This window comes from Vibrio sp. NH-UV-68, from assembly GCF_042940635.1.
Lineage (GTDB): Bacteria > Pseudomonadota > Gammaproteobacteria > Enterobacterales > Vibrionaceae > Vibrio > Vibrio pacinii.
Genome location: NZ_CP134975.1, coordinates 2,258,702 through 2,273,608, shown reverse-complemented (window position 1 = coordinate 2,273,608; position 14,907 = coordinate 2,258,702). Strand labels below are relative to the sequence as shown.

Genomic DNA, 14,907 nt, shown 5'->3' with positions numbered 1-14,907 from the left:
CACCTAAATAAATAGTTGATGACTTTTAATTACTGCTTCTTACTGTACATCACAGCTATATGGTCTGATCTAAATTCTGGTATTATGTTTGGCTGCAGTGCATTCAACAATATACTGTTCCCAGACAAGCAACCTGCTACTGAGTAGTTTAGCGTTCTTGGTGTCGTTCGTGATAAATGAGTGGCTTCATTGGGGGAGAAAATAGTCAATTCCGATAAAAGATCAGGGTCTCGAACTTCTAATCGTTGGCGTAGAGTGTCTGGCTCTACGTTATAATCACCTAAAATAATGAATTGTGATGTTTGCAGATTGTTATCAATAAAATATTGCCTTATTCTTCTTATGATCCCTACTGCATCAGCCCCTCTACTAGCAGAGGCATGAATCGAAAAAAAATAAACACCATCTACCTGAATTCCTAATATAGGTCTTACTGCCGGATATGAGGCATATGGGGGAAGAATGATAACTCGACTTGCTCTACTTGCAGAGACGATTGCCACATTGACACGGCCAGCACCAGTATCATGATCAATATGGTAAACGAACCTTTGAATTGGATCGTCTCTTGCTCGAGTTCTTATATTCCAAGCGTGCTCTGTAAGAATTCCATTTATAAATCTTCCACCATCAAGGCGGATCCCAGTATGACTTCCAGGCTCGGCCAAACGTGTCATCTCACGAATGTTGGGTATATGGCCAGATTCTTGTAAGCTCAACACATCAATTTGACCATTTGTAACCATACGCCTTACTTCATTCGTCCATCTACTGCCTATATCTCCAGCAGCGCCTTGCATATTCCAATTTCCGGTTCTAAAGTCTCTAATATCCTTAGAGGCTTGAACACTTCCCAAATAAAGGAAACATAGAATAATTGTGGCCGTTATATTTTTACTTGCTAGGAACATAAGCATCTCCAAATATAGGAATAAAGGACCATAAAAATTTCGAATCGACCTTACTATTAAGAGGTGGGCAAGTCTCCATATATGGATAGTAATGTGCTCCTCCCCAGATAGTTATTATACAGTAATGCGTATTTTTGAAGCGTAATAAAAATGATCCATCATCTGTTGGTATTCTTTCTAGATATTGTTTGTTGTAGTCAGATTTACAAGGATTCTGTATTATAGGTTCATCTGGATATTGCGCACGTTCGATACACATATTCGTATCTTTACTCTTTAGTTGTACATGTGACCCTTTTGTATACCACACCTCCCAATGACTGGTAAGTTTATATGTTGGAGAATCAAGGTAATAAGGCTCATCTGCATCAAGAGCAGAACCAGCTGATCTATAGTAAGTGTAAATTAGCGTTCCATACTTGTTGGACATTATAGATACATTGTTTCCTTCTACATACCAATTAGAGTATGAAAAAAATGAAGTTAACATGCATAACAAGGAAATAATGAAAATCATAAATTAAATTCTCGGTAATTTAATTTTGCTTCTATAAATATAAATTATAGAGCCGATGACTTGCTTTGTATTAATGTCTTTATGGTGAGGTTATTTCAATTCCTGTTATATAGTCAGTACCAGTACAAACGTTAACAAATAAATTTCTATCAAACGCAAATTGTGCTAGTTTGAACATTTCAGCGCGAGGAATTACATTGCTATATCCTTCTTTTAAATTTAAGTAATACCAGTCGTTGTCAATGAGAATATTCATTGCATATGCATTGTTTTCGGTAGAAACATTAATGGCTTTAATGCGTCTTGACTCATGGTAAGTTCTTGTGTCGCATAATCCTTGTAAGCTTCTTCCGGGATAAGCGTATACATTGTTTATTGTTAAAAAAAAGAGAATTGTAAAAAGTATGGTTATATTTTTCATGATATTGGTCTCCATTTTTAGATATAAAGTAAAGTTTAAATATAAAGTTAAGGCATCTCCTTTTCTCGGCAGTAAGTGTCAATATAAAATGATCAACCTCATCCTGAATTTATTTAACTTCGAGGAGTTAAAGTTGTTAAGTATGCATAATTAACTGGAGGATGATATTTTTATATGAAATCCTTTATTTTTTATAGGCCAGTACATATTGAATCATGTGCTCATGCTTCGCCAGAATTTTAGGTGAAACAGTGTTTTTAGAAACAGCTGCAATCACTCATTTATTGATTAAGCGGTTATTTTCTTTGTTTTTTCTTTAATTCGACTTCAGGTGCAAAATCGCCCAACTAATATGGATAATTATTAGGCGATTTTGCACCTGAACTCGAATAAGGAAACAGAGCCCCTTTGAGCTATTTTTTTGTGAAGATGAGGTTTCTGCTGAGTTAGCTGTGAACCTGAATAAGCTTTCTGAAACGGATAAGCACAAGGCTCTTGAAATGACAGCTAGATTGATTGATGAATCTAGTGAAGATAGCAGTTCGAAAGCTCGTTAAGCGGTTCCAAAGCAGAGTCAGTACTAGTAGCACCGACTCCGTTTGCAAATTAGGAGTTACTTGCTGCTTAGGTAGTCTAAAACAACTTCATGATGGTCTTTGGTCTTAAATTTATTGAATACGTGTTCAATCATGCCTTGCTCGTCGATAAGGAAGCTAATGCGATGTAAACCATCGTAAATTTTTCCCATAAACTTCTTCTCGCCCCACACACCAAACTGTTCGGCAACGGCATGATCTTCATCTGAGAGTAGGGTGAAGTTGAGTTGATCGCGTTCAATAAATTTACCCAAGCGTTTTACCGGATCAATGCTCACACCAAGAACCACTACATTGTGTTGCTCTAATTGAGCCTTAACGTCACGTAATCCTTGCGCTTGAACAGTACAGCCTGGCGTCATGGCTTTAGGGTAAAAATAGAACAGGACTTTTTTGCCCTTAAAGTCGCTTAATGTGACGGTTTCGCCATTTTGGTCAAGAAGAGAGAACTCAGGAGCGGGAGTGCCTGCTGTCAGCGTGTTCATGAAGATTCCTTTTTATTGACTGTTTTTTATGAAATTGAGTGACCCCTGAACTTCGAGCGAGTGACACAGTGTGTCGAACTCTTCTTGAAGTTGCATCAGATTACATTCTGATTCGACCGTCGCGGTGATGGCGATGTGAAACTGATTATTTTCGGAGCCGATTTTATTTTTATCAATGGTTTGAGCACTAAGTGATGAAAGACCTATTTCTTTCGCAGCAAAAAAGTTGGTGAACTTTTCTGTTAGCCCAGGCTTGTCTTCAGACTCTACGAACACTTCGAGTGTGTACGTATGATCGAGATGAGCGTGTGGAGAGGTACGTTTCATAATCGTGATCAGATCATGCTGTTGTCCAAGTAATGGAAGCGTCGTTTCGACTCGAGTGGTCGCCGAGTTAGAACCAGAAAGTAGCATAATCAGGGTAAATTCGTTGCCAAATAAAGCGATACGACTGTCAACAATGTTGCATCCAGACTGAGTGACCAGGTGCACAACTTGGTTGCATACGCCTGGGCGGTCGGTTCCTACCGCTGTAATCACGAGATGTTGAGTCATAGTTTCACTCTTATCAAAGTTATGTTTATTAGTCGTTTAGCTTAGCACAGAAGCGCGTGATAAAAATGACCGTCGAACGTTTTCTCGGTTGAGTTGGCGGGATTTTGAGTCAGGCCAATATAGGCAAGAAATTATCACTTGCGACTGACACAGCGTGAAATAAGAGGCGTAATTTGCCAAATATCTAACATCTGATAAATATTCATTCATTTAGGTGATTTAAGCGGCGTTAAGCGCTTGTCTTTTTCAATCGCCTTACAGTACCATGCGATTAGTAACTATTTTAGGGAGAAGGACATGTTTTCAGGAAGTATTGTAGCGTTAATTACACCATTTAATCTCGATGGCGAAGTCGACTACGTGAGCCTGAAGAAGCTGGTAGACTACCATGTCGCCGCGGGCAGTAATGGCATTGTCGCTGTCGGAACGACCGGTGAATCTTCTACGCTGACGATTGAAGAGCATGTCAAGGTGGTAATGAAGACCGTCGAATTTGCCGATGGCCGAATTCCTGTGATTGCTGGTACGGGGGCAAACGCTACTCATGAATCGGTGACATTCAGTCGTTTGCTTAACAACTCAGGTATCGCGGGTTGTTTAAGTGTTACCCCATACTACAACAAACCAACACAAGAAGGTTTGTATCAGCATTACAAGGCCATTGCTGAAGAGAGTGATGTTCCCCAGATTCTATATAACGTCCCGGGTCGCACTGCAGTGGACTTGCTTCCTGAAACCGTCGCGAGATTGTCACAGATTGACAGCATCGTTGCGCTAAAAGATGCCACTGGCGATTTAAGCCGAATTTCAATTCACCGTGAACTTTGTGGCGAAGATTTTATCTTACTAAGTGGTGACGATTCGACAGGCCTTGATTTTGTCAAGCAAGGTGGTAACGGTGTGATTTCAGTCACGAATAATATTGCTGCACAAGACATGGCGACGATGTTCCGTCTAGCCAGTGAAGGTAAGTTCGATGAAGCGGAAATCATTAACCAACGCCTGATGCCTCTGCACAAAAATCTGTTTGTTGAGTCGAGCCCGATTCCAGTTAAGTGGGCAGCACACCAAATGGGTCTGATTGAGCACGGCGGTTTACGCTTACCTTTGACCGAGCTCTCCGTGCAGGCTCGACCAATTGTGACGCAAGCAATGACGGATGCGCGCATTGTCTAAATATGAAGAGACCTTGCCGGAAGTGATTCCGGCAAAATACGATCAGGAGTTTCAATGAAATTTTCTCACCAGCTAGTTCTCAGTTCACTAGCTGTTTTTGTTTTGAGCGCATGTTCAGGTGGTGCAAATCAGCGTCGTCAGGCGAAAGATGATTTTGAATATCTCGATACGCCAGCGTCGAAAGAGTGGAACTTACCACAAGATGCCGAACCACAGTTTTACCCTAACTATCGAATCCCTCAAGGTGAGTTCGCTGGTGGTATTGGCCGTGAAGTGGATATTCGTCCGCCGCAACAAATCCTAGAACTTATTCCAGGTGCTAGAGCCGAGCATAAGCAGGGAGAAACCACCTTATGGTTATTACGCGAAGATGAAGTCGATAAAGTGTGGCAAACCGCGCTTGAGATGATCGAAGAGCAAAATATTACCATTCGCCAGCAGACATTGACGCTTATCGAGACCGACTGGGTTAGTTGGGTTGCTGAAGATGAAGATGTTGAACTTGGTGCGCGTTACCAAATTGACCGTGTTTCTGCGGGTGGTCGCCATGGATTTAGAATATCACTGGTTGATTGGCGTGAAGGGGGCGAAGTAAGACCAGTCACGGCAACCAATAAGGAGCGCTATAATGCTCTGATGACCAACTTAGTGACAGCACGCTACGATTTAGACATCCGAGAGGAAGCGGCACGTAAAGCCGAGCAATTAGTTAAGAACATACAAGTGACCATGGGCTCTGACCGCAGCGGTTTCCCCGTGATCATTGCGCGTTCACCTTACAACGTGTTGTGGAATCGCCTGCCGAACATCCTGCCTGCGATGGGCTTTACGCTTGAAGAGCGTAATCAATCTCAGGGCACGGTTAAAGCTAAGTACGCGGCGCCTGATGATGAGTTTTGGGATGAAATTGGTGTGAAACCGATTAACCTTGCTCCAGGAACCTACACCTTCCTGTTTGGTGATCTTGGGAACCGTACATCGATTAACGTGACAGATTCGACGGGTAAACCGGTTGAGGAGCAGTTGCTTGAAGATATGGTGCCAGTATTCGCCGTGATTGCCGAGAAGCAAGTGCAATAAGCCATCGATCATTTATCTTGCACCACATAATAAAAAAGCTGACATCAAGTCAGCTTTTTTTGTGGCTTATCGATCGTTGCAGGTACCGTTTACAGCGTCATTGCTGCTAGCCAACCAAAGACAATTAACGGAATGTTGTAATGGATAAAGGTTGGTACAACGGTCTCCCAAATGTGCTCGTGCTGTCCATCAGCGTTCAGGCCAGAGGTTGGGCCTAAGGTTGAGTCTGAAGCTGGTGAGCCCGCATCGCCAAGCGCTGCTGCAGTGCCGACTAATGCAATGGTTGCCATCGGTGAAAAACCGAATGCCGCCGCCAGTGGCACGTAGATAGTCGCGAGAATCGGAATGGTTGAGAACGATGAACCAATCCCCATTGTCACCAATAGACCAACAACCAACATCAATAATGCCGCTAGAGGTTTATTGTCGCCAATGCTGGTTGATAAGGCTTCAACCAAAGACTCAACCCCTCCGGTTTGCTTCATCACTGCCGCAAAACCCGCTGCTGCAATCATGATAAAGCCAATCATTGCCATCATGTGAACCCCTTTTGTGAACACATCATGGGTCTCTTTCCAAGCGATTACGCCACCAAAAGTGAACACCATAAAACCAGCTAAACCACCGACAATCATTGAGCCAGTTGAGAGCTGCGCGCCAAGGGCTACGATAATGCCCACAGCAGCCACAACAATGTTTTTCTTGTTGATAGCTTTGGTGTCTTGATTAACATGAGTTAACTCAGTTTCCGGGTATTGGCGAGGTTTACGGTAAGTAAAGAAAATCGCTGTTAACAAACCAAAGATCATTCCCGCTGCTGGTAGCAGCATTGCGACAGGCACTTGGCTTGCCACGACATTCTCAAGGCCGTTGTCATGAAGGTTTTTAAGCAAAATATTGTTGAGGAAAATACCGCCAAAACCGATCGGTAACACCATGTAAGGGGTAACGAGACCAAAAGTCAGCACACAAGCAATCATGCGGCGGTCAAGGTTAAGCTTGGCAAAGACGCCTAAAAGAGGTGGAATCAAAATCGGGATAAAGGCGATGTGAACTGGAATGACATTTTGTGAAGACATAGTGACTAAGACCAGTGCGATCAGCACGGCGTACTTAAGACCAGTTGAGGCAGAGGCATTCTCTTGACCATGGATGCGTTTAATCACGCTATTGGCCAACAGGTCGGTAATACCTGAGCGAGAGATCGCAACCGCGAAAGTACCAAGCATAGCGTAACTTAAAGCGATGGTTGCACCACCACCAAGCCCACTTTCAAATGCAGCGATTGACTGGTTGAGATCCATACCAGCGACTAAACCGCCGACGATGGCACTGAAGGTCAGTGCGACGACGACATTGACTCGCATCAGGGCTAAAGCCAGCATAATGCAGACAGAAATGACAACAGGGTTCATAATATACTCGTGAGTTGTGTTTACTTTTTATTGTGTTTATTCGGCATCTGACTCAATCAATGGCCACCCGCCAAGGGCTTTCCACTTATTAACGATGCCGCAAAAGAGCTCGGCCGTTTTTTGAGTATCATAAAGGGCTGAGTGGGCTTCTTTATTGTCAAAGTCCATCCCGGCGACTTTACATGCTTTGGCTAATACGGTTTGGCCATAAGCGAGACCACTGAGTGTTGCGGTATCGAAGGTCGCGAAGGGATGAAATGGGACACGTTTTAACTTGCAGCGTTCGCTTGCTTCCATCACGAAGCTGTGATCAAAGTTGGCGTTGTGAGCAACAATAATTGCACGGCTACAATCCGCTGCTTTTTGTTCTTTACGTACAAGTTTATAAATTTCTTTTAGCGCTTCCTCTTCTGTCACCGCTCCACGAAGTGGGCTAAATGGGTCGCGAATGCCATTAAATTCAAGCGCCTCTTTTTCTAAGTTGGCACCTTCAAAAGGAGAAACATGAAAATGAATAGTTGATGCAGGACAAAGTGTGCCGTTCTCATCCATTTTTAAGGTGACGGCACAGATTTCGAGTAGGGCATCTGTTTTAGCGTTAAATCCTGCGGTTTCAACATCAATAACAACCGGAAAGTAGCCACGAAATCGTTTTTTTAGCGTCAATGCTTCGTTTTCTATAGTCATGTGTGCTTATTTTAATGTGACAGGGCTGGCATTATTACAGATTCTTGGCGTGAGAAAAACCGTTAATCCTGTTTGAAAAAGAAACGTTGGCGATTTGTCCTATACAAATGTGTTGGCGTGCTTTTTGCTTTCTAATTTTGGTAGAGAATCGAGCGGCAACGTTGAGCTGCTCAAGCAAATAAAGAGATTAATTGCAGTATGAATAAGTTGTTTGCTACCACAGTCGCGACCGTATTAGTGTCAATCAGTACCAGTGCCGTTGCGCTGGATAAACACTATGTCGCTAAACCACAGCAATCAACGTGGCAAATGGTTGCCAATACCCCTTTGGAGTGTCGCTTAGTCCACCCGATCCCTAATTATGGTGATGCGGTATTTTCCTCGTATGCGAGTAAAAAAATCAGCCTTGATTTCGAGTTGAAAATGAAGCGTCCAATGGGAAAAACGCGTGATGTGAGTTTGGTTTCTATGCCGCCTGCATGGCGACCAGGCGAGGGGGCTACGCGTCTAAATACGATCCGATTTTTTCAACAATTTGATGGTTATGTTGGTGGGCAAACGGCATGGAATATTTTAGGCGAACTTGAAAAAGGGCGCTATCCCACTTTCAGTTATCAAGAGTGGCGCAGCCGCGATGAGCGGATAGAAGTGGGGCTTTCTTCGGTGTTGTTTCAGCCGTCATACAACGTATTTAGCGACTGTATTGCTAATTTACTGCCATACAGTTTCGAGGATATCGCGTTTACCATCTTGCATTACGACAGAACCAGTGTCGAACTCAATAAACAGTCACAAAAACGATTAGCGCAGATTGCAGAGTATATTAAACACAATCAAGATATCGATCTGGTGTTAGTGTCAACGTACACGGATGCGGTTGATAGCAAAAGTGTCAGTCAAAGCTTGTCAGAGAAACGAGCTGAAGTCCTGCAAAACTATTTTAAATCGTTAGGATTGCCTGAAGACCGGATTCAGGTTCAGGGGTATGGCAAACGTCGCCCTGTTGATGACAATGCCTCTCCACTTGGCAGAGATAAAAACCGCCGCGTGGTGATCTCGCTAGGTCGAACACAGGTTTAAGACTCGTACAGAGAAAAAGCCAGCAATGCTGGCTTTTTGTTTTTTTGAAGCGGTTAAAGCTGTGATTAACCCGCTAAACCTGCGCTCGCTTGTTTGTTTTGGATTAGCTCAATCATATAGCCATCTGGGTCTTTGACAAAAGCGATATGGGTGGTTCCCCCTTTCACTGGGCCCGGCTCGCGCGTTACGTTGCCGCCAACGGCTTTGATCGCATCACACGTTGAGTAAATATCATCAACGCCAATAGCGATGTGACCGAATGCACTGCCTAGATCATACTCAGTCGTTCCCCAGTTGTAGGTCAGCTCAATCACTGCACCTTGCGCTTCATCTCCGTAACCGACAAACGCTAAGGTGTATTCGTACTCTTTGTTTTCATTGGTACGCAGTAGCTGCATTCCCATGACCTCGGTGTAAAACTTGATTGACTTATCCAAGTCACCAACGCGAAGCATAGTGTGTAGAATTCTGCCATTTGACATTGTCTTGCTCTCCTAATTTTCTGGGTATACTTTGTCTTTGAATTCGCAAAGATCTTCAATAATACAGCTGCCGCAACGGGGCTTTCGTGCTACACAAGTATAGCGGCCATGTAAAATCAGCCAGTGGTGGACATCGAGTTTAAACTCTTTGGGCACCACTTTAAGCAGCTTTTCTTCTACCTGATCGACGTTTTTGCCCATGGCAAACTTTGTCCGATTGGAGACGCGATAAATGTGCGTATCGACCGCGATGGTTGGCCAACCAAAGGCGGTGTTGAGCACGACGTTAGCGGTTTTTCGACCGACTCCGGGGAGCGCCTCTAAGGCATCACGATCTTGTGGAACTTCACCGCCATGTTGGTCAATCAGGATTTTACAGGTCTTAATGACGTTCTCTGCTTTAGAGTTAAACAGGCCAATTGTTTTGATGTACTTTTTTACGCCTTCAACGCCGAGAGCAAATATAGCCTGTGGCGTATTCGCAACCGGATAGAGCTTATCTGTCGCTTTGTTAACGCTGACATCCGTTGCTTGTGCGGATAACAGCACTGCAATTAACAGCTCGAATGGTGTACTCCAGTTGAGCTCAGTTTGAGGGTTAGGGTTATTCTCCCTTAAACGTTCTAGTATTAATCTTCGTTTGTCTTTATTCATTTAAAGCTGCTTTCCAGTGCGAATGCCAATTTAAGGATTGGTCTGTTATGCGTTGGTAACTCGGGCGCGTTCTATGGTCTGCTTTTTCTGCTTTGGTTGACGCGCTTCAATTTGTTTATCGATGATGTTTTTCAGTGCGATGAGCAAACCAACACCAATGAATGCACCCGGTGGTAAAAGTGCGAGTAAGAAACTGTTGTCGAATTGAAACACTTCAATACGCAGTGATGTTGCCCACTGACCGAGCAGTAAATCAGCGCCGTCAAATAATGTTCCATTGCCGATCAACTCACGCATAGCACCAAGGAGGACCAGTACACTGGTCATACCCAGTCCCATCCAGAATCCATCTTGGGCGGCAGGAAGCACATCATTTTTTGAGGCAAAGGCTTCGGCGCGGCCGATAATAATACAGTTAGTCACAATCAACGGAATGAAGATGCCGAGTGATAGATAAAGACCGTAAGCGTAGGCACTCATTAACAACTGAACGCAGGTGACCAGTGCAGCAATGATCATCACAAAGATTGGAATCCGAACCTCTTTGGGCACATAGTCACGGACTAATGAGACAGTGACATTCGATCCGACTAAAACCAATAACGTGGCGATACCCAACCCCAAAGCGTTGGTGACCGTTGAAGAAACGGCCAACAACGGGCAGAGTCCGAGTAGTTGCACTAAGGCGGGGTTGTTATCCCACAAGCCATTTTTAATTAGGGTTTTATGTTCACTCATCATTGCCTCCACAGTTTAGTGGTTGAGCGAGAATTTGCTCGCGGTTGGCGTTCACAAACAGCGCGGTGTTTTTGACCGCTTTGACCACCGCTCGAGGTGTGATGGTTGCGCCTGTAAATTGATCAAACTGGCCGCCATCTTTACGTACGTTCCAATCAGCCAGATTGTCTTGTGAGACTGATTTTCCTGAGAAACCAAGAATCCAATCCGTAATACGTAGGTCGATTTTATCACCAAGTCCCGGCGTTTCTTGGTGGCTTAGGATACGCGTTCCACTAATGGTTCCGTCTTGCTTAATGCCGACAATAATCTTGATAGCACCGTTGTAGCCATCGGGAGCGATGGCTTCGATCGCGAGGGCAGAGGGTTGACCGTTCAAGCTTGCCATATAAACGGGCATCGCTGTTTGCGTACCCAATGCAGGATCGCTGACCAAGGTACAGGCCTGATAAAGATCATTGTCGTGCAGTGGATGTGGAATGACTTGATTGAGAACCGACAATAACTGCTGCTGCTCTTGGCGTTGGATCTTATCTTCAGTCAGGTAATGAGTCAGTGCGACAACACCGGATGATGCACAGGCAAAAACGGCAAGAATGACACCATTTTTTCGAATCGCATTTAGCATGATGAATCCTTAGTGTCCGTAGGTTCTTGGTTTGGTGTAGTAATCAATCAAAGGGACACACATATTGCCAAGCAGTACTGCAAATGCCACGCCGTCGGGGAAACCTCCCCAACTACGAATAATGAAGACTATAGCACCAATAAAGGCACCAAAGATCAAACGGCCTTTGACGGTGGTTGACGCTGACACAGGGTCGGTTGCGATAAAAAATGCCCCCAGCATGGTTGCGCCTGATAACAAATGGATCAATGGTGAGGCGGTTGTCCCCGGTGCCAATAGAGCAAATAGACCACTCATAATGCTTAAGCTAACTAAGAAGCCTAGCGGAATGTGCCAGTTGATAACGCGCAGTTTAATCAGCATTAAGCCGCCGGCCAGATAAGCGAGGTTAACCCACTCCCAGCCGATACCCGCAAGACCAGAAAATTGAGGTGCAGACATGGCTTCACTGAGCGTATTGCCTGCGCGCAACGATGTTTTGAGTGAATCAAGCGGAGTCGCCATTGTCACGCCATCAATAGCCGTTCGCAGTTGTTGCAGTGATAAGCCTTCTAAATTAAAACCTGTAAAAATCAGTGAAAACGCATCACCACTTGAGATAGTTGTCGCTTGCAATTCGGTTGGAGAAATCCAACTGGTCATTTGGACAGGAAACGAGATCAATAGCACAACATAGGCCACCATCGCCGGGTTAAACAGGTTCTGGCCGATTCCACCGTAGAGATGTTTAGCGATCACGATGGCGAAAACCAAACCAATTGCGATGATCCACCAAGGGGAAAGTGGTGGAATAGCAATGGCAAGTAGCCAGGCGGTGACTAACGCACTGTTGTCCCTTAATGCTGATGTTGGTGGACGTTTTCTCGCCACCATCACTAAGGCCTCAAGGCTCAGTGCGATCGCAATCGCCAGAGCGAGTTGAATAATTGTCCCCCAGCCAAAGAAGTAGCATTGCGCAATAAGTCCTGGTAGGGCGCACAAAGCCACCCACTTCATGAGATCAGGAGTGCTTCTGCGGTTATGCGCATGGGGTGAGCTGGCAATAAAAAAGGCCACTACTCTTTCTCCTCAGTGTGGTTTTGTTGTTCTTTGTTTGCTTTACGCGCTTTGGCGCGGGCAATAGCAGCCGCAACGGCGGCTTTCTTTGGGTCGTCGGTTGATTCGCTAGTTTCAGCCGATGGCTCTTCGGCTTGTTGCGTTTGCTCGGCTTTGCGCGCCTTGGCTCTGGCAATCGCGGCCGCAACGGCGGCTTTCTTGGCATCGCCAGCGGTTGATTCGCTAGTTTCAGTCGATGACTCTTCGGCTTGTTGCGTTTGCTCGGCTTTGCGCGCTTTGGCTCTGGCAACCGCGGCCGCAACGGCGGCTTTCTTGGTATCGCCAGCGGTTGATTCGCTAGTTTCAGCCGATGGCTCTTTGGCTTGTTGCGTTTGCTCGGCTTTGCGCGCTTTGGCTCTGGCAATCGCGGCCGCAACCGCGGCTTTCTTGGCATCGCCGGCGGTTGATTCGCTGGTTTCAGCCGATGGTTCTTCGGCTTGTTGCGTTTGCTCGGCTTTGCGCGCCTTGGCTCTGGCAATCGCGGCCGCAACGGCGGCTTTCTTGGCATCGCCGTCGGTTGATTCGCTAGTTTCAGTCGATGGCTCTTCGGCTTGTTGCGTTTGCTCGGATTTGCGCGCCTTGGCTCTGGCAATCGCGGCCGCAACAGCGGCTTTCTTCGCATCGCCAGCGGTTGATTCGCTGGTTTCAGCCGATGGTTCTTCGGCTTGTTGTTCTTTCTGCGCTTTGCGCTCACGAGCCTGACGTTTGCGCTCTTCACGCAACTTCGCCATTTCTGTGTTATCAGGCTCTGAATTGCCTTGTTCTAAAGCCGCTGCTTGTTTGGCTTTTGCTTTAGCAATGGCAGCCGCTACGGCCGGTTTGACTTTAGGCTCAGCGTCACTTTGCTGTGATTTTTGCGCTTTAACGCGAGCGATAGCGGCGGCAACGGCATCATCACCGCCCGATTTTTTCATCTCTTTGCGGCGATCTTGGGCCGCTTTCTTAAAGCGATTCTCGCGTTGCGCTTTATCGCGCTCCATACGTGCTTTCTTTTCTTCAAAACGAATCTTCGCTCGTTCTGCTGCTTCGGCTTCTTCTTTGCGGGTGTTTATTTCCGCTTTGGCTTGGCGATAGTACTGGACCAAGGGAATTTCGCTTGGGCAGACAAAAGCGCAAGCACCACACTCGATACAATCTTTAAGATTGAGCTCTTCGCATTTTTCATACTCTTCGGCCTTGGCATGCCATTGCAATTGTTGCGGCAAAAGTGAAGCGGGACACACATCTGCACATTCTCCACACCGGATGCAGGCCATCTCGTGGTGATCCGGTGAGATCTCGTTGCGAGTAGGTGCCAAGATACAGTTAGATGTTTTGGTGATCGGTACCTGCGCATGGGGAAGTGTAAAGCCCATCATTGGTCCGCCCATAATCAAACGCGGCAACCTCTTATCTGCTTGATAGCCAAACTCGTTAAGTAGTGCTTCAACGGGCGTTCCGAGCAGCGTCCAGACATTACGTGGTTGCTTGAAAGTGTTACCAGTCAGGGTTACGACGCGTTCAATCAAGGGTTCGCCGTCGCATACTGCGCGTTTTATCGCGTACAAAGAGCCAACGTTGTGGACCAACAAACCAATATCGGCAGGAATACCACCATTGGGGACCTCTTTGTTGGTGAGGATTTTGATCAGTTGCTTTTCGCCACCGGATGGGTACTTGGTTGGAATGACACGGATGACAATGTCTTTGTGCTGAGCCGCTTGTTGAAGAGCTTTGACGGCTTGTGGTTTGTTGTCCTCAATACCAATCACGGTTAATTTGGGTTTGAGAATGTGTTCGACAATCTCAATGCCCTTAACGATCTCTTCGGCGTGCTCGCGCATTAAGCTGTCGTCTGCAGTGATGTAAGGCTCACACTCTGCTGCATTGACAATAAATACCTCGGTACGAGCATGACCAGCCTGAATTTTTTTTGCGGTAGGAAAACCTGCGCCACCCATACCAGAAACACCCGCTTGGCGGATTTTCTCGATGAGTTCTTCACCGGTATGGTCGCTAAAATTGGCCCAAGGTTGGCGTTCAATCCAGCGTTCTTCAAAGTCAGGTGTAATAACAATACACAACTCACTCAAACCTGAAGGATGCGCTGTGGTTCTTAATTCAATGGCGCTAACCGTTCCCGATGTGGGGGCATGGACAGGTAGCATAAAGCTGGTGTCATATTTAGTCAGAGCTTGGCCTTTGAGTACATGATCACCGACGTTAACGATGATCATGCCGGGTTTACCAATGTGCTGCTTTATAGGTAGCACAAGCTCATTAGCAATCTCTGCGCGCGCAATACTGGTCTTTAGTGACTGTGTTTTATTTTCACTAGGGTGAACACCGCCGGGGAAGTTCCACAGCGATCCCGATTTAATTTGTTCGATTAATGACGACATACCAGC

The 14,907-nt window shown here is 45.6% G+C and carries 16 protein-coding genes; 3 read left to right on the top strand and 13 right to left on the bottom strand.

Features of this window, described 5'->3' with window-relative positions:
- Positions 1 to 29 precede the first annotated feature (29 nt).
- The 5 genes from ViNHUV68_RS10270 to ViNHUV68_RS10250 all read right to left on the bottom strand — a co-directional run bounded on the left by ViNHUV68_RS10270 (position 30) and on the right by ViNHUV68_RS10250 (position 3,485).
- Positions 30 to 911 (bottom strand): cytolethal distending toxin subunit B family protein, encoded by an 882-nt coding sequence (locus tag ViNHUV68_RS10270; protein WP_391087942.1) that lies wholly within the window; start codon positions 909 to 911, stop codon positions 30 to 32.
- A complete protein-coding gene (locus ViNHUV68_RS10265; protein ID WP_391087939.1) occupies positions 895 to 1,341 on the bottom strand; it encodes a hypothetical protein in 447 nt (148 codons plus the stop codon). The genes ViNHUV68_RS10270 and ViNHUV68_RS10265 overlap by 17 nt, the downstream gene beginning before the upstream one ends.
- Before the next feature lie 166 nt (positions 1,342 to 1,507).
- Positions 1,508 to 1,849, bottom strand: a complete 342-nt coding sequence (locus ViNHUV68_RS10260; protein ID WP_391087936.1) for a hypothetical protein — start codon at positions 1,847 to 1,849, stop codon at positions 1,508 to 1,510.
- A 613-nt stretch (positions 1,850 to 2,462) separates the two neighbouring features.
- Complete coding sequence (bcp, locus tag ViNHUV68_RS10255; RefSeq protein ID WP_391087934.1) at positions 2,463 to 2,930, bottom strand: thioredoxin-dependent thiol peroxidase; 468 nt, start codon at positions 2,928 to 2,930, stop codon at positions 2,463 to 2,465.
- Positions 2,931 to 2,942: 12 nt separating this feature from the next.
- Positions 2,943 to 3,485, bottom strand: a complete 543-nt coding sequence (locus tag ViNHUV68_RS10250; RefSeq protein ID WP_038173023.1) for a glycine cleavage system protein R — start codon at positions 3,483 to 3,485, stop codon at positions 2,943 to 2,945.
- 297 nt (positions 3,486 to 3,782) lie between these two features.
- Between ViNHUV68_RS10250 and dapA the strand changes: the two genes are divergently transcribed.
- A complete protein-coding gene (gene dapA / locus ViNHUV68_RS10245; RefSeq protein ID WP_038173022.1) occupies positions 3,783 to 4,661 on the top strand; it encodes a 4-hydroxy-tetrahydrodipicolinate synthase in 879 nt (292 codons plus the stop codon).
- Positions 4,662 to 4,715: 54 nt separating this feature from the next.
- Positions 4,716 to 5,741, top strand: coding sequence for an outer membrane protein assembly factor BamC (gene bamC, locus ViNHUV68_RS10240; protein ID WP_038173021.1), 1,026 nt, complete (start codon positions 4,716 to 4,718; stop codon positions 5,739 to 5,741).
- An 89-nt stretch (positions 5,742 to 5,830) separates the two neighbouring features.
- Here the strand turns inward: bamC and ViNHUV68_RS10235 are convergent, their stop codons facing one another.
- A complete protein-coding gene (locus ViNHUV68_RS10235; RefSeq protein WP_038173019.1) occupies positions 5,831 to 7,156 on the bottom strand; it encodes a Na+/H+ antiporter family protein in 1,326 nt (441 codons plus the stop codon).
- A gap of 36 nt (positions 7,157 to 7,192) precedes the next feature.
- Complete coding sequence (rnt, locus tag ViNHUV68_RS10230; protein WP_391087929.1) at positions 7,193 to 7,843, bottom strand: ribonuclease T; 651 nt, start codon at positions 7,841 to 7,843, stop codon at positions 7,193 to 7,195.
- 198 nt (positions 7,844 to 8,041) lie between these two features.
- Here rnt and motY point away from each other — a divergent pair, with 198 nt between their 5' ends.
- Entirely contained in the window at positions 8,042 to 8,923 is an 882-nt protein-coding gene (gene motY / locus ViNHUV68_RS10225; RefSeq protein WP_038173017.1) for a flagellar protein MotY, read from the top strand.
- A 65-nt stretch (positions 8,924 to 8,988) separates the two neighbouring features.
- Here motY and gloA read toward each other — a convergent pair whose 3' ends face one another.
- The 6 genes from gloA to rsxC are packed head-to-tail and all read right to left on the bottom strand — an operon-like array spanning position 8,989 to position 14,901.
- A complete protein-coding gene (gloA, locus tag ViNHUV68_RS10220; RefSeq protein ID WP_038173016.1) occupies positions 8,989 to 9,405 on the bottom strand; it encodes a lactoylglutathione lyase in 417 nt (138 codons plus the stop codon).
- A gap of 12 nt (positions 9,406 to 9,417) precedes the next feature.
- Positions 9,418 to 10,059, bottom strand: a complete 642-nt coding sequence (gene nth, locus ViNHUV68_RS10215; RefSeq protein WP_391087926.1) for an endonuclease III — start codon at positions 10,057 to 10,059, stop codon at positions 9,418 to 9,420.
- Between the two features lie 45 nt (positions 10,060 to 10,104).
- Positions 10,105 to 10,797 carry an electron transport complex subunit E gene (locus ViNHUV68_RS10210; RefSeq protein ID WP_038173014.1) on the bottom strand — a complete coding sequence of 231 codons (693 nt, stop codon included), beginning with the start codon at positions 10,795 to 10,797 and terminating at the stop codon, positions 10,105 to 10,107.
- On the bottom strand, positions 10,790 to 11,425 hold the full coding sequence (gene rsxG, locus ViNHUV68_RS10205) for an electron transport complex subunit RsxG (protein WP_391087923.1): 636 nt from the start codon (positions 11,423 to 11,425) through the stop codon (positions 10,790 to 10,792). The genes ViNHUV68_RS10210 and rsxG overlap by 8 nt, the downstream gene beginning before the upstream one ends.
- A 9-nt stretch (positions 11,426 to 11,434) precedes the next feature.
- Positions 11,435 to 12,481 carry an electron transport complex subunit RsxD gene (gene rsxD / locus ViNHUV68_RS10200; protein WP_038173012.1) on the bottom strand — a complete coding sequence of 349 codons (1,047 nt, stop codon included), beginning with the start codon at positions 12,479 to 12,481 and terminating at the stop codon, positions 11,435 to 11,437.
- Positions 12,481 to 14,901 carry an electron transport complex subunit RsxC gene (rsxC, locus tag ViNHUV68_RS10195; protein WP_391087920.1) on the bottom strand — a complete coding sequence of 807 codons (2,421 nt, stop codon included), beginning with the start codon at positions 14,899 to 14,901 and terminating at the stop codon, positions 12,481 to 12,483. The genes rsxD and rsxC overlap by 1 nt, the downstream gene beginning before the upstream one ends.
- Positions 14,902 to 14,907 lie beyond the last annotated feature (6 nt).

Coding starts and splice junctions, on each gene's coding strand:
- ViNHUV68_RS10265 (WP_391087939.1), bottom strand. CDS start 1,341: ATGTCCAACAAGTATGGAACGCTAATTTACACTTACTATAGATCAGCT.
- rsxG (WP_391087923.1), bottom strand. CDS start 11,425: ATGCTAAATGCGATTCGAAAAAATGGTGTCATTCTTGCCGTTTTTGCC.
- ViNHUV68_RS10250 (WP_038173023.1), bottom strand. CDS start 3,485: ATGACTCAACATCTCGTGATTACAGCGGTAGGAACCGACCGCCCAGGC.
- ViNHUV68_RS10235 (WP_038173019.1), bottom strand. CDS start 7,156: ATGAACCCTGTTGTCATTTCTGTCTGCATTATGCTGGCTTTAGCCCTG.
- bcp (WP_391087934.1), bottom strand. CDS start 2,930: ATGAACACGCTGACAGCAGGCACTCCCGCTCCTGAGTTCTCTCTTCTT.
- motY (WP_038173017.1), top strand. CDS start 8,042: ATGAATAAGTTGTTTGCTACCACAGTCGCGACCGTATTAGTGTCAATC.
- bamC (WP_038173021.1), top strand. CDS start 4,716: ATGAAATTTTCTCACCAGCTAGTTCTCAGTTCACTAGCTGTTTTTGTT.
- dapA (WP_038173022.1), top strand. CDS start 3,783: ATGTTTTCAGGAAGTATTGTAGCGTTAATTACACCATTTAATCTCGAT.
- nth (WP_391087926.1), bottom strand. CDS start 10,059: ATGAATAAAGACAAACGAAGATTAATACTAGAACGTTTAAGGGAGAAT.
- ViNHUV68_RS10210 (WP_038173014.1), bottom strand. CDS start 10,797: ATGAGTGAACATAAAACCCTAATTAAAAATGGCTTGTGGGATAACAAC.
- ViNHUV68_RS10260 (WP_391087936.1), bottom strand. CDS start 1,849: ATGAAAAATATAACCATACTTTTTACAATTCTCTTTTTTTTAACAATA.
- gloA (WP_038173016.1), bottom strand. CDS start 9,405: ATGTCAAATGGCAGAATTCTACACACTATGCTTCGCGTTGGTGACTTG.
- rnt (WP_391087929.1), bottom strand. CDS start 7,843: ATGACTATAGAAAACGAAGCATTGACGCTAAAAAAACGATTTCGTGGC.
- ViNHUV68_RS10270 (WP_391087942.1), bottom strand. CDS start 911: ATGTTCCTAGCAAGTAAAAATATAACGGCCACAATTATTCTATGTTTC.
- rsxC (WP_391087920.1), bottom strand. CDS start 14,901: ATGTCGTCATTAATCGAACAAATTAAATCGGGATCGCTGTGGAACTTC.